Origin of the sequence: Clostridium tanneri (genome assembly GCF_033659955.1) — a bacterium.
Lineage (GTDB): Bacteria > Bacillota > Clostridia > Clostridiales > Clostridiaceae > Clostridium_AM > Clostridium_AM tanneri.
This window is the reverse complement of record NZ_JARUJP010000006.1, coordinates 138,120-151,316: the sequence shown is the minus strand read 5'-3', so window position 1 is coordinate 151,316 and position 13,197 is coordinate 138,120. Positions and strand designations below refer to the sequence as shown.

General features: G+C 31.4%; 19 protein-coding genes. 7 read left to right on the top strand and 12 right to left on the bottom strand.

Going from position 1 to position 13,197, the window contains the following annotated elements; genetic code table 11:
• Positions 1-46: 46 nt before the first annotated feature.
• Positions 47-175, top strand: a complete 129-nt coding sequence (locus tag P8V03_RS07230) for a hypothetical protein (protein ID WP_318797609.1) — start codon at positions 47-49, stop codon at positions 173-175.
• A gap of 195 nt (positions 176-370) precedes the next feature.
• Here the strand turns inward: P8V03_RS07230 and P8V03_RS07225 are convergent, their stop codons facing one another.
• Positions 371-553 (bottom strand): hypothetical protein, encoded by a 183-nt coding sequence (locus tag P8V03_RS07225; protein ID WP_318797607.1) that lies wholly within the window; start codon positions 551-553, stop codon positions 371-373.
• A 95-nt stretch (positions 554-648) separates the two neighbouring features.
• Here P8V03_RS07225 and P8V03_RS07220 point away from each other — a divergent pair, with 95 nt between their 5' ends.
• Complete coding sequence (locus tag P8V03_RS07220) at positions 649-786, top strand: hypothetical protein (protein WP_318797605.1); 138 nt, start codon at positions 649-651, stop codon at positions 784-786.
• Positions 787-849: 63 nt separating this feature from the next.
• On the opposite strand, the gene P8V03_RS07215 is transcribed toward P8V03_RS07220, so the two are convergent.
• The 10 genes from P8V03_RS07215 to P8V03_RS07170 all read right to left on the bottom strand — a co-directional run bounded on the left by P8V03_RS07215 (position 850) and on the right by P8V03_RS07170 (position 8,503).
• Entirely contained in the window at positions 850-1,332 is a 483-nt protein-coding gene (locus P8V03_RS07215) for a hypothetical protein (protein WP_318797603.1), read from the bottom strand.
• Between the two features lie 205 nt (positions 1,333-1,537).
• Positions 1,538-2,101, bottom strand: coding sequence for a rhomboid family intramembrane serine protease (locus P8V03_RS07210; RefSeq protein WP_261672836.1), 564 nt, complete (start codon positions 2,099-2,101; stop codon positions 1,538-1,540).
• A gap of 190 nt (positions 2,102-2,291) precedes the next feature.
• Complete coding sequence (locus P8V03_RS07205; RefSeq protein WP_261672834.1) at positions 2,292-2,441, bottom strand: hypothetical protein; 150 nt, start codon at positions 2,439-2,441, stop codon at positions 2,292-2,294.
• Positions 2,442-2,538: 97 nt separating this feature from the next.
• Complete coding sequence (locus P8V03_RS07200) at positions 2,539-2,967, bottom strand: ferritin family protein (RefSeq protein WP_318797600.1); 429 nt, start codon at positions 2,965-2,967, stop codon at positions 2,539-2,541.
• A 43-nt stretch (positions 2,968-3,010) separates the two neighbouring features.
• Positions 3,011-3,448 (bottom strand): hypothetical protein, encoded by a 438-nt coding sequence (locus P8V03_RS07195; RefSeq protein WP_318797598.1) that lies wholly within the window; start codon positions 3,446-3,448, stop codon positions 3,011-3,013.
• A gap of 221 nt (positions 3,449-3,669) precedes the next feature.
• The gene (locus P8V03_RS07190) at positions 3,670-4,059 is read right to left on the bottom strand and encodes a hypothetical protein (RefSeq protein ID WP_261672831.1); all 390 of its coding nucleotides are present in this window, start codon (positions 4,057-4,059) and stop codon (positions 3,670-3,672) included.
• Positions 4,060-4,182: 123 nt separating this feature from the next.
• Complete coding sequence (gene nadC, locus P8V03_RS07185) at positions 4,183-5,037, bottom strand: carboxylating nicotinate-nucleotide diphosphorylase (protein ID WP_318797596.1); 855 nt, start codon at positions 5,035-5,037, stop codon at positions 4,183-4,185.
• The gene (locus tag P8V03_RS07180; RefSeq protein WP_318797594.1) at positions 5,018-6,319 is read right to left on the bottom strand and encodes an L-aspartate oxidase; all 1,302 of its coding nucleotides are present in this window, start codon (positions 6,317-6,319) and stop codon (positions 5,018-5,020) included. Before P8V03_RS07180 ends, nadC begins: the two co-directional genes overlap by 20 nt.
• A gap of 5 nt (positions 6,320-6,324) precedes the next feature.
• Entirely contained in the window at positions 6,325-7,236 is a 912-nt protein-coding gene (nadA, locus tag P8V03_RS07175; protein ID WP_428978967.1) for a quinolinate synthase NadA, read from the bottom strand.
• A 193-nt stretch (positions 7,237-7,429) separates the two neighbouring features.
• Positions 7,430-8,503: an LCP family protein gene (locus P8V03_RS07170; RefSeq protein WP_318797592.1), complete on the bottom strand. Its 1,074-nt coding sequence runs from the start codon at positions 8,501-8,503 to the stop codon at positions 7,430-7,432.
• A gap of 288 nt (positions 8,504-8,791) precedes the next feature.
• Between P8V03_RS07170 and P8V03_RS07165 the strand changes: the two genes are divergently transcribed.
• A complete protein-coding gene (locus tag P8V03_RS07165; protein ID WP_318797589.1) occupies positions 8,792-8,932 on the top strand; it encodes a hypothetical protein in 141 nt (46 codons plus the stop codon).
• Positions 8,933-8,991: 59 nt separating this feature from the next.
• Here the strand turns inward: P8V03_RS07165 and P8V03_RS07160 are convergent, their stop codons facing one another.
• The gene (locus P8V03_RS07160) at positions 8,992-9,459 is read right to left on the bottom strand and encodes a hypothetical protein (protein ID WP_318797586.1); all 468 of its coding nucleotides are present in this window, start codon (positions 9,457-9,459) and stop codon (positions 8,992-8,994) included.
• Between the two features lie 208 nt (positions 9,460-9,667).
• Between P8V03_RS07160 and P8V03_RS07155 the strand changes: the two genes are divergently transcribed.
• The 4 genes from P8V03_RS07155 to hydG all read left to right on the top strand — a co-directional run bounded on the left by P8V03_RS07155 (position 9,668) and on the right by hydG (position 13,185).
• Complete coding sequence (locus tag P8V03_RS07155; protein ID WP_261672825.1) at positions 9,668-9,814, top strand: hypothetical protein; 147 nt, start codon at positions 9,668-9,670, stop codon at positions 9,812-9,814.
• Positions 9,815-10,123: 309 nt separating this feature from the next.
• Positions 10,124-10,915 carry an ABC transporter permease gene (locus P8V03_RS07150; RefSeq protein ID WP_318797583.1) on the top strand — a complete coding sequence of 264 codons (792 nt, stop codon included), beginning with the start codon at positions 10,124-10,126 and terminating at the stop codon, positions 10,913-10,915.
• Positions 10,875-11,615 carry an ABC transporter ATP-binding protein gene (locus tag P8V03_RS07145; protein WP_318797580.1) on the top strand — a complete coding sequence of 247 codons (741 nt, stop codon included), beginning with the start codon at positions 10,875-10,877 and terminating at the stop codon, positions 11,613-11,615. Before P8V03_RS07150 ends, P8V03_RS07145 begins: the two co-directional genes overlap by 41 nt.
• A gap of 154 nt (positions 11,616-11,769) precedes the next feature.
• Positions 11,770-13,185, top strand: coding sequence for a [FeFe] hydrogenase H-cluster radical SAM maturase HydG (gene hydG, locus P8V03_RS07140; protein WP_428978966.1), 1,416 nt, complete (start codon positions 11,770-11,772; stop codon positions 13,183-13,185).
• The last annotated feature ends 12 nt before the right edge of the window (positions 13,186-13,197 follow it).

Below are 13,197 nucleotides of genomic sequence, written 5' to 3'. Positions count from 1 at the left end.
TAAGTTGATAGAACTTAGAGGAAAATCCTTTTTAGGAGGTATTATTATGAAAGAGCTAGTTCTTGGTCTATTAGACATAATGACAATAGTAACAACTTTAGCATTGTGTAAAGCAAGTGGTAAAGCTGAAAGGATTCAGGAGAGTTTAAATAAACTAAATATAAATACAAAATAGAGATTATATAATAAGTCCCCCTTGTTATATATGGAAAAGCACTGGTAGAAATACTGGTGCTTATTTATTCTGAATACAAATAGAGGAGTTTTATTATAGCAATAAATCCAGTCTCTGTTTAAGATGCAGGCTTTAAATGAGAATAGAGTAAAATACTCTATCCTCAAATAAAAGTCATATGATATTTAAGTATTATCAGTCTCGATATAGTGAATCATTTATATCTTCGTTAATAACTGATTTATCACCACCAGCAGTTAATGAAGAAGTAGTTTCAGAATCTCTATCAGATAGTCTATTAAAGCTATTAACTTGAGAGTAATTTTTCAATCTTTTATCATCACTGCCTTTAGTTGGAATGTTTTTATTAGCATCCACAGTTAACACCTCCATTTCTTATAGTGTGCAAATAAAAGATAAATATAAGATTTTATAAAAATAGTTAAAAAAACACACCATAAGGGGGGGTAATTATGGAACAGCAGAAAGAAAAATATAAATATGACAAGTCCCTAAAAGAGATAGGAAAAAAACTTTACATGTGGAAGTTAGCAGTAAATAGAAAGGGAGAAGATATAGTTGATGCTGTCTCTAAGATATTAAGTGTATAGATTTTTATATCATGAATTTAGGGACTCAGCTGAGTCCCTTTTTCCGAGGCACTTATGCCGAGATTAATCCAAGTTCATTGGTGCATAAACATTGTATTTGAAAGCCGGATATATGGCTTCATTCACCACTTTGCTTTCCTCCCTGTTGTTACAGTATGCCTTTATAGAGAGTGTCTTTATCATCATTTTGTCATAGACAACGCTGGTTTTTGTGGCAATGTTTGCGTTTCTTAAAATATCTGCAAACTCTTTGCCGCTGTCCATATTGTCTGCTGTAATATCAAAGATGAAAAGCTTCTCCTTCTCAGATTTTTTAACGACAAGCCCCGGAATCAGAGTTCCTATAAATGTTGCGGTACATATCGCTATGATGCTGAGTATACCATCTGACTTTGCCATCCTCACAACAGCAAGCATATATACAGTTGTAGATAACGCTGCTAGCAAGCTGGAAAAGAAGAATTTTTCACGGGTTAGATATATATTCTTCATTGTGCCCAGAGTGTTATCCAGTAATTTAAGTAAAAATACTATTAAAATTTCCATTTTACCTCCTAATTTTTGTTGCAATAAAAAAACAAAAGCTCTTGTAATAAAAATCACAAGAGCCGAATAATATCTTAATTTATTGATAAAATTGTTTTGCGCCATAGGGCGTGTTCTTATGCAATTATATTAGTATATCATAAAATATATAAATTGTCTACATAATTGATTAATTCACCGACTACATAAATAAAATAAAAGGGTACTACAATTCACCTCTATGCCTTAGGTAGCCAAAAATTCCGCCGCATAGTCCGCCAAATATGTGAGCAAACTGTGATATATTATCTTTAATTAGAAGCCCACTTAGAATTTCCTTTCCGAGAAATACAAATGTAACAATAATAAGAGTAAGAGGTACCTTTCCAGATTCAACATTTGCAAAGGAACTAAGTAGTATTAGCATAAAAACAATTCCACTAGCTCCAAGAAGGCCAGCGTTAAAGAATATTGTATTTATAAGACCAGTTAAAAAGGCTGTTACTAAAATCATTTCCATTAGAGAGGAAGAACCATATTTTTCTTCTACCATAGGCCCGACAAGTAGAATAATTAAAAAATTACCTGAAAAATGACTCCAATTAGCATGACCTAAAATATAACTGAAAAGACGTACGTATTGAAGAGGGTCTTTAATGGAAGTTCTAAAGTTTGTAAAGAGTAAGTTATTAGTAAACCCGCCAGTAGACTTATCAAGTAGAAGAACAGCAAAAGAAATAAAGGTAAAGGTTAAAATCACTGGAGAGTTATAATGAATTCTTTTAAACATAAATTACACCTACTTTACATAATAGATTTATAAGATAAATACTAAGATTTAGGTTATCCAAATTATTATAATTATATCAGCATTGAAATAAATGTAAAGTTATAAAAACCCCATGTTAAAAACATAGGGTCTTACGGTAAATAAGTTTAATGTAGTAAATATTGAATTTTTAAGAAGAAGCTAGTTTAAGTTAGCTAGATTTATAATATTTTAAGTAATCAAATAGAGGTTTTCTTATTCTTATAAGTTGAAAAGCTAAATCTATAGTTGGATATCCTATTGTTTGAAAAAAGCTTATAATAGAATCATAAATTCTTACAATTTCATTAGAAGAACTCATAATTTTCTCCAATAAATTGCTTATATATTATTATATGAATTAGTAGAGTTAGCGTTACAAACTATACTACTGAATATAGTCATAATCATGTTTAGTATTATTTGTTATAGTTTTTAAGTATTCCTTCTAATATTCTAGCATGTCTACCTTCATCTTTAGCGGCTATGCTAAAGAATTCTCTGGCTGAATCAATTTTAAGTTCATCTGCCTTTAAGGAATCGGAATTTTTAGCATTATTAGCGAAAATTTCTCCCTCTAACATTTGCCGTATATCTTGAAAGCAGTTATCAGTAATCATTCCGTTAAGTTCAGCACAGGTTGCAGCGTGGTCTAATTCTTCTAAAGCCATAACCTTTAGAATTTCTGCTATATCTCCATAGCCTTGTCTCTGAGCCTGGCGGGCTATGGCCATGTATAAACCTGCTTCCTTTGTTTCACCAGTAAAGGTTTGTTTAACAGCTCTTTCTAATATAGTACCTTTAGTATCTCCTAAAGTACTTTCGATGGTTAGTTTAATTTCATCCATAATTCAAACATCCTTTCTATTATTTTAAATAGTCTTTTAGATTTTATTTTTTAGCATTGACAAATGCCTCATATATCCTGCTGGATAGTTCAGCATTATCTTGTTTTACATCATTTAAGTATAATAAAACGCTTCCGTTATAGTCTTTAGGATTTCCAAATAAAATTACTTCACAAGAACTCCTAAGTATGTTAATGATACATTCTTCATCATGATAAGCATTGCAATTTTTACACTGATTAAGAATAAGGCCAACAGTTTCAACTATGGAGCTTTCGTCAAAGATCTTTGTATCAAACAAAGGTATGTTATCTATTTCTCCATTAATAAATTGTTCATTAGTTTTCAAACAGGTAAGTAGATTTTTTTTGCAATAACCAATTAAACAGCTCTCTTTAGAGCATGTACCACAATCCTTTTCTCCTAAGCAGCATTTACCAACAGAAGTTATAAGAGAATTAAAGTTTATATCTGTTTCCAATAAATTCACCCTTTCCTTAATTTTATTCAATTCAAACTTAAATTATTAAATAATATAAATTACTACCTTGTAATAATTTCTACAACATATTAAAAAATCCTTCTAATTTCTAAAATTTTATTATCAAGTTTAGAGAAGTTAAGTTGACTCAATAGTAAAGGCAGTACAATATAACAAGCGATTTACTTGCATTGTACTGCCTTTGTGGTTAAGAGATTAAATTACTCCATTTGATCTATTGTTCTTGCTCTATTTTTTTGTTTTTCTTCTACATTAGCTAAAGTTTTACTATCTAATCTATTGCCAAAGTGGTCTAAGTATTCCTTTGTATCTTCATAATTTTCCTTTAAGTTCTCTAATGGATGATCATCATATTCAGCACCATAAACAATCTCATTTTTTAGGTGTTGAATCTCCGCTTCTCTAGCACATTGTATATCTCTAGCATGAGCTTTGTTTTTAGGATCACCTATATGAGAATATTGCTCAAGATGTCTCTCTGTTCTAGTATAGTTTTCTACGGTATCTATTAGCTGATCTATACGATGTGCATCTTTTTCTTGTTCTCTTGTTTTTTGCATTAATCTATCTTTTTCTTGTTGATTTGTCATTTATAATTCCTCCTCACATGTCATATGATACACTATTATTTTGACTTCTAAGAGGAGTTTTAATACTATAGAAAGTTTTCTAAAATTACAATTATTTTAGCAAGTATTATTTCTAATTTTATATTAAAGGTTAATGTTATTTTTTAACATTCTTAAATTTTTTATGCTTAAGTCTAAAACTTTGAAGGAGTGTGTTAATACACCTGTAGAGATATAGTCTACTCCAGTTTTAGCAATCTCATCTATACTATCTAAGGTAACATTGCCGGAAGCTTCTGTGGTTGCTTTTCTGTTTACAATTTTTACTGCTGTCTTTAAGGTTTCTATATCCATGTTATCTAACATTATTATATCCGCTTTAGCTTCTAGAGCTTCTTCAAGTTGACTTAAATTTTCTACTTCAACTTCTATTTTTCTAACAAAGGATGCATTCTTTTTTAACAACTCAATTGCATTTTTTATTCCTCCAGCAGCATCTATATGGTTATCTTTTATAAGAACTCCATCATTTAGCCCAAACCTATGATTACATCCTCCACCTACTTTTACTGCATATTTTTCAAAAACTCTCATACCAGGAGTAGTTTTTCTTGTATCTAAGAGCTTTGTAGTGGTTCCTTCTAATTTTCTTACAAATTTATCTGTAAGAGTAGCAATACCACTCATTCTTTGAAGGAAATTTAGCGCTACTCTTTCTCCAGTGAGGATAGCTCTAGTATTTCCGTAAATCTCACCAAGCTTCTGGCCCTTATAGATTTTATCTCCATCATTAACATAGAGTTCTGTATTAGCACTGCCTAAGAGAGTAAAAACTCTCGTAAAAATTTCTGTACCTGCTATAATGCCATCTTCTTTGGAAATTAAGTCTACAGTAGACTGAGAACAATGTCCAACTATAGAGTTAGTAGTTATATCCTCATAATAAATATCTTCTTTAAGAGCACCTTTAATAAGTTCATCAACAAGTAACCAGTTCATTTTTAAGATCTCCTCTCAACTTAAGTATGTTATCTATTAAAATTTGTTTATACTCCTTCTCATAATACTTAGTGTGATATTTAAGCCTAGGAGCTTGCATTTTATATATTTTTAGGGTATCAATAATGCTATTTATTTGAATAGCACCTCGCTTTGAAAAAACCAATCCCTCTAGTAGAGAATTACTAGCTAATCTATTAGCACCATGAACTCCAGTACAACTTACTTCTCCAAAGGCATACAGGTTTTTAAGAGAGGTTCTGCCCTGTAAATCTACATCTATACCTCCCATAAAATAATGTTGAGCCGGTGAAACTGGAATAGGTTCTTTTGCTATATCAACACCATTTTCTAAACACTTTATATATATATTTGGAAACCTTTTAATTAAAAAGTCCTTATTCATAAAACTAACATCAAGATAGACGTTGCGACTATTAGTCCTTTTTTCTTCTTCATATATATACCTTGTAACTACATCCCGAGGAAGAAGTTCCTCTACAAATCTTTTACCTTCATTATTTATTAGTTTACCGCCTTCACCTCTAACAGATTCAGAGATTAAAAACCTCTTTTCATCTTGATTAGAGCAAAAAAAAGCTGTAGGGTGAAACTGAATATAATTTAGATTTTTAACTTTTACTTTGTTTTTTATTGCGATGGCGATACCGTCTCCAGTAAGTATTCTCTGGTTAGTAGAGTTCTTAAATATACCGCCGATTCCTCCGGTAGCAAGGGTTGTAACTTTGGTTAGGATATTAATTTGTTCATTGTTTTTTAGACAAATTCCTCCCATACAAACATTATCCTTTTGTATAATATCTATTAAACAACAATTCTCCAATATAGTTATGTTTTTTCTTGACTTAATATTAGTAATAAGAATATCTTCTACTTTTTCACCAGTAAAGTCCTTACAATGCACTATTCTATTTATACTATGAGCTCCTTCACGGGTATAGCATAGGCCTTCTCTGTCTTTATCAAAATCTACACCTAAATTACAAAGGTGATTTATATTTTCCATTGATTCTTCAACTAAAGTTTTTACCGCTTCTACACTATTTTCCATTTGCCCAGCCCTTAAAGTATCTTGTGTAAAAGAATCTATATCAGTGTAGCCCCTAGCAACAGATATTCCTCCCTGGGCAAGACTGGTGTTACATTGGTCTATATTACCCTTTGAAATAATCACTATTTTTAAATCTTTTCTTAAATTAAGGGCGGTATACAACCCTGCGATGCCTGTGCCGACTATCAAAACATCCGCTAAAATATCCATGGATATTACCTCCCAAGCTCATGCATGTTAGCTAGTGATACATAAGCTTTTTTTCTTATCTCTTCATTTATTTCTATCTTATTTTCCATATTCAATAGACTATTATATACATCTTTTAAATAGGTTTTTTTCATATTTATACAGCTCATACCGCCTCCTGGAAGATAAAATTTCTTTTCAGGATTTTTTCTTTTTATCTCATGAAGAACACCTTCCTCCGTTACAATAAGAAACTTGCTATTAGAGCTTGTACTTACAAAGTTGATAATTTCACCAGTACTTCCTATAAAATCTGCAGCAGCTCGTACAGGTTTTTCACATTCAGGGTGGGCTGCAATTAGTATATCCTTATGTAGACTTCTAGCTTTTTCTAATGCTTCAGCTTTAACTTTTTTATGAGTTATACAGAATCCATCCCATAGTATAAATTCTTTATCAGGAATTTGCTCTGCTATATGTTCACCTAGGTTCTTATCCGGTAGAAATATTATTTCCTTTTCCTCTATACTATTTATAATTTTTAATGCATTAGAAGAAGTGCAGCATACATCAGATAGAGACTTTACCTCAGCAGAAGAATTTATGTAACAAACAACCTTTGCATGAGGATGCTTTTCTTTTAAAATTTTAACTTCTTCAGCTGCTGCCATGTCAGCCATAGGACAACCAGCATCTGCAGCAGGAAGAAGAACTATTTTTTCTGGTGATAAGATTTTCGCGCTTTCAGCCATAAATCTTACCCCACAAAAAACTATTAAATTTTCACTACATTCTCTTGCCATTTTGCTTAGATAATAGGAGTCTCCAACAGCATCAGCTATATCTTGAATTTCAGGTCTTTGATAATAATGAGCTAAAATTATGGCATTTTTCTCTTTTTTTAACTTTATGATTTCTTCATTTAGATTGATTTCCATTACTATTCCCCCGCTCGATATACATATTGTTTTACAGGTGTATATACACCTGTAAAACAATATTATCACCAAAGACAGGGAATATCAATATAAAATGAATTTTATTCCATAATTAATTGTAATAGAGCCATTAGTATTCTTCTCTCTACGCAAGAAAAATGACAATGGCTCTAAGTTATTATGATAAATATATTTAGAATAGTGGATCTTTAGGAAGTGGTTTTATATCTTGAAAAATATAATTATATATTTGCTCTTTAGTTGTACTTAAGCTTGGTTTAGGTACAAGATACCATATGTCATCTACTACTTCTCCTTTACAATAACCATCTACAGGAAATCTTTGTTGTTCTAAATTAGAAATACCAGAAAAAATAAATTTCCCTCCTACAGCCAGTATCTCTGACTTATCGAGACTTGTTTCCACCGATGGTAAAAGCTCAGAAACTATATATGGATATTTTCCAGGGGATACTGTTTTCATCTTGCTTATTATTTGGTTTAAAATTAGACGCTGCCTTTCTGTTCTTTCAAAATCGCCATCTCCAACCTTCCGTATTCTTGCATAGGCAACAGTTTGAATACCATCTAATGTTTGGAGTCCAGATGTTTTAACAAGGGAATAACCTTTTTTTTCGATTTCTCCAGTTTCAGCAATACATCTGTTAAGCTCTCTTAGTTCGTATTTTTTTACGTCAACGTCAATGCCTCCTAAACTATCAATGATTTTTGTCATTCCATTAAAATCTACAGTTACATAGTCTTTAATATTTAAGTCAAAATTATAATTAATTGTGTCTAAGGCTAATTTTGGTCCTCCATAGGTATATGCCTCAGTAATTTTAGTTTGGTTATGACCAGTTACTGCAACATAAGTATCCCGCATTATTGAAGACAATTTAATTTTATTATGCTTATAATCGATAGTAGCAATTATTATACAATCTGAATGAGGAGGATCTGACTTGCTACTTCTAGAGTCTACTCCGAATAATGCTATATTAACTATTGAGTTATTTGTTTTACTTTGTTCATCATAGAGCTTGGAAGAATCTTTTTCTATGTTCTTTTTAGTATAGGAGCCGTATTCATCATTGGATAAACTCTCTGAGTTATTTTCTTCTCTAGTAATAGGGTTAATTTTTATTTTATCTAACTGATAGTTAACATATAAAAAACTTCCTAAGCCGGCTATTGTTATAAATATGATTGTGAGAAAGATTATTTTTTTTAGATATCTTTTTTTATGCCTTCTTTTTCGTCTCATCTTTGGGTCCTCCTTGACTTAAATCAAGATTATTATTAGTAGTATTCGACATCTATAATAGAAATAAATCAAGGAAATACTTCCAAGCCACTGTATACCACAGTTGGACAGGTTATTAAGAAAAACGATTTAAAAAAATACTTGTGAATTTTCATGTTTTTTAATACTTTGCAAATAATATAAAGTGAAATAGTATTATATTTATTATCAAAGTAAATTTAGAACTATGGTAATGCTGTTAGTTAAATCTAAGGTGAAAATATGCTTTCCAAAAGTGAGGTGAAATTTATGAAAAGTGGAATTAGGTCAGATAACAAAGATCTAAAAGGGGAAAAGCTAGATTTTGACACAGTCCTAAGCAATAATAAAAAAGACCAGAAGAAGGCTGCTAAGAGCAAACCAGATGAAAAGTATCCTTGGGACTACTAAATATTAAAATACGGCATAAACTTAGATATGATTATCCTAAGTTATGTCGTATTTTAATATTAGTGAGGTATTGAATTTTCATAGATTACAGAAAGTTCAGTATAAACCTTTTTTAGTCTACTATACTCCTTGTTTAAGTTTTCTATATTGAAGGAAGATAACTTCTTAAAGGCCTGAGTTAGTTTTAATTCATATTCTAACATCTGAATCAAAAGCTTTAAATCAAAGGCTTTAAGGTTTAGTTCTATATCTTCATCTTTATCCAATGCATTTCTGCATAATGATAACACTGTACTATATACTGATATTCTCCTTTTTAATACAGCAACATGTTCACTATGATGAACATGTCCTTCAATGATTTTAGAAAGAAGGGATTCAGCACTTCCTAAAGCATGAGCAGTGGAAGAGTATACTACATTTAAATCATTTAAGCTAATTTTAATTTTTTTAGCGCCAGGATATATAAAGTCGTCGATAAAATACTCACCACTATTTTTTGGATTATCTTGTTTATCACCGTTCATTTACATTCCACCTTAATCAAGATTTTGTAATGCCATTAAGGTAATTATAGCCATACTTATAAAAAAATATGTATAATGGATTGAAAATAATGGATTTTCAAATCTGCTATAACGTAAAAACGGTAGTTAATATATGCAAGTATAATAAATTTTACTGTAGGAAAGCATAAACAATGTACAAGATGATAAAGTGGAGGTGTTTTATATTATGAAAGTTGGAGATAAAAGAAACTTTAAACAAAAGGGCTTTAAAGATCAAAATCAATTTTCAAAAAATCAAATAAAACAAACTATAGAAAAAAGGGCCTATAACGAAAGTGGTTATGAAAATAAAGATGGAGAACAATATGTGTAATAAAATTCTCTAAGTTGCAATTGTTGGAAAAAAGTTGACAAATGCAAATATGGTGATAGAATTAAAGTATAACCTAATTATTTGTGAAATCGGATATTTTTAGAAATTTCTAAAATGTTGGATTAGCAGATAAATTCAATGTGTTTTGAGTAAAACCTAACAGAAAGGAAATATCTGATCTGAAGGGAAATTAGAGTACACACAATAAATAGGTATTTATATCTATAAAATTGGGTAGAAATCTGACTTTCCCTAAAGTATAATTTAGGGAAAGTTTTTTATTTTCTGAAATAATGAAGGGGACTTTAGATGAAGACGATAAGGGGAATGATTATACCGATATTTATTTTAATAATATGGTGGACAGGCTCTGTTTTACATATTTTTAATGATTATATAATACCAAAGCCGTTGGCTGTAGCAAGTACTGCTTATGAATTATTAAAAAGCGGTATTTTGCTTAAGCATTTGATGGTTAGTTTTTACAGAGTGTTTTTAGGCTTTATAATAACCTTTGCAATAGCTTTTCCTTTTGCTATTTTCGTAGGAATGAATAAAAAAACTATGGACTATTTGGAACCTTTTTTAGAATTTAATAGACATATTCCACCAATGGCTGTTATTCCTATGTTAATATTGTGGTTTGGCATTGGAGAAACCTCCAAATTGGCAGTTATTTTTCTTGCTACCTTTTTTCCCGTGTTTTCAAGTACGTTAACTGGCATTACTAATTATGACAGAAAGCTTTTAGAAGTAGGAGAAGTATTTAATTTTAGCAGTAGAGATAAGTTTTTTAAGATAATATTTCCTCAAGCAGTTCCATATATATTAACCGGAATACAGCTAGGACTTGGTTACAGTTGGAGAGCTTTAATGGGGGCAGAACTTATTGCAGCATCTTCAGGTATAGGATACATGATAATGGATGCAGAGCAACTGTCCAGACCAGATATTATTATAGTAGGAATTTTTTCTATAGGAATTTTAGGCTATGCTGTTGACTATATCTGCTTAAAGCTTACAAATAAACTTGTAATTTATCATGGAAAAGAGGTTGAGTATGGAGGCACTGATAATAAGGAATCTATCCAAGAATTTTAATATAAAAGGAAGGGAAGTAAAGGCCCTTAACAATGTAAATCTATCTATAAAAGAGGGAAGTTTCACATCAATAGTTGGTAAAAGTGGCTGCGGAAAGACAACCCTCCTTAAAATAATATGTGGATTAGAGCAGCAAACAGAGGGGGAAATTAATTTTGGACAAACAATAAGGGAACTAGATAGAGCTAAAAGAGTAGGTATTGTTTTTCAGGAACCTAGACTTATGCCTTGGCTAACTGTAGAACAAAACATGGCCTTTCCTCTTACTAAAAATAGAGATAAAGAAGAAGTTTATTATATAGTTCATAAATACTTAGATATGTTGGGATTGGAAAGTTTCAAGGATGCTTACCCAGCTCAAATTTCAGGAGGCATGGCACAGAGGGTAGCCTTGGGAAGAACTCTTTGTTATGATCCTGAAGTAATTTTAATGGATGAACCATTAGGAGCTTTAGATGCCTTTAATAGGAGAAAACTACAAAATGAATTTATAAATATATTCAGAGAAAATAATAAAACTATAATTTTTGTAACACATGATGTAGAAGAAGCCATTTATTTGGGGCAGAAGGTAGTGGTGTTAGACAAAGGGAGTATCTTAAGTGAAATTCCTGTGTCTTTGGGCTATTATAGAGATGCTGCTTCTTTGGAGTTTATAAGACTAAGGGAACAAATAATGGATCAGCTTTTAAGTACATAGCCACAGGTTTGTAGAAAGTTATTATACAGTTTGTTAAGTAATTTATTTTAAATAAAATTGAGAATAGGGAATAAAGAATTAAGATTACAGTTTTTCTATAGTTTTAAGTTTCTGATTCTCCATTCCAAGCTAGAAGAAATTGGGGGGTAAAATGATGAAAGAATTTTTAGCAGAAGAGTTCATTATAGATTCTGAAATAAGAGAATCTATAGAAGAAGGAAAAGAAAAAGTCAAGGATAAAGAATATGTAGTAGGACTTATAGAAAAGGCGAAGGCATGTAAAGGTCTTACACATAGAGAAGCAGCAGTATTACTAAATATTGAAGATAAAGAAATATTAGAGGAAATGTTTAGAGCTGCGAGAAAGGTAAAGGAGACTATCTATGGAAATAGAATAGTTTTATTTGCACCACTTTATGTAAGCGACTATTGTGTTAATGGCTGTAAATATTGTGGATATAAGTGCACTAATAAGGATTTCCCAAGAAGAAAATTGACTATGGATGAGATAAAGCAAGAGGTAGAGTATATAGAGGCATTAGGACATAAGAGAATAGTGTTAGAGGCAGGGGAAGATCCTGTTAACTGTTCTCTAGATTATATAATCGATTGTATTAAAACTATTTACTCTATGAAATTTAAAAATGGCAGTATAAGACGTATAAATATTAATATTGCAGCTACTACTGTAGAGGACTATAAGAGGTTAAAAGATGCAGAAATAGGAACATATACGCTTTTCCAAGAAACCTATAATAAAGAAACTTATGAAAAGTTACACCCAGTAGGACCAAAACATAACTACAATTGGCATACTACTGCTATGCACAGAGCAAGGGCTGCCGGAATTGATGATGTAGGAATTGGCGTGCTATACGGTCTATACGATCATCAGTATGATACAGTAGCAATGCTTATGCATGCCGAACACTTGGAAAAAGCAACAGGAGTTGGCCCTCATACTATATCTATGCCAAGATTAAGAGCTGCAGATGGAGTAGATTTTAAAGAATTTCCTCACCTAATCACTGATGAGCAGTTTATAAAAATAGTAGCAGTTTTAAGATTAGCAGTCCCTTATACTGGAATGATTCTTTCAACTAGAGAGGAAGCAAATTTTAGAGACAAGGTTATATCTGTAGGTATATCACAGATAAGTGCTGGCTCCTGCGTGGGAGTAGGAAGTTATGCAGAAAGCAACGCGCTAAAACATTCAGATGAAAAACCTCAATTTGAAGTAGCGGACCACCGTACGCCGGCTGAAATTCTTAAAAATCTTTGCAAATCTGGTTATGTTCCAAGCTACTGTACAGCTTGTTATAGAGCAGGAAGAACTGGTGACAGATTTATGGAGTTTGCAAAGAGCGGCACTATTCACAATTTCTGTTTGCCTAATGCATTATTGACCTTTAAAGAATATTTAATAGACTACGCAGATGAAGAATTACTTGCTGTTGGAGCAGAAACTATAGAGAAGAATTTAATGGATATTCCAGATGAAAGAGTTAGAAAAGAAACTATAGAAAAGCTTGCAAGGATAGAAAAGGGAGAACGAGATTTAAGATTTTAGAAGGGAAGAGCA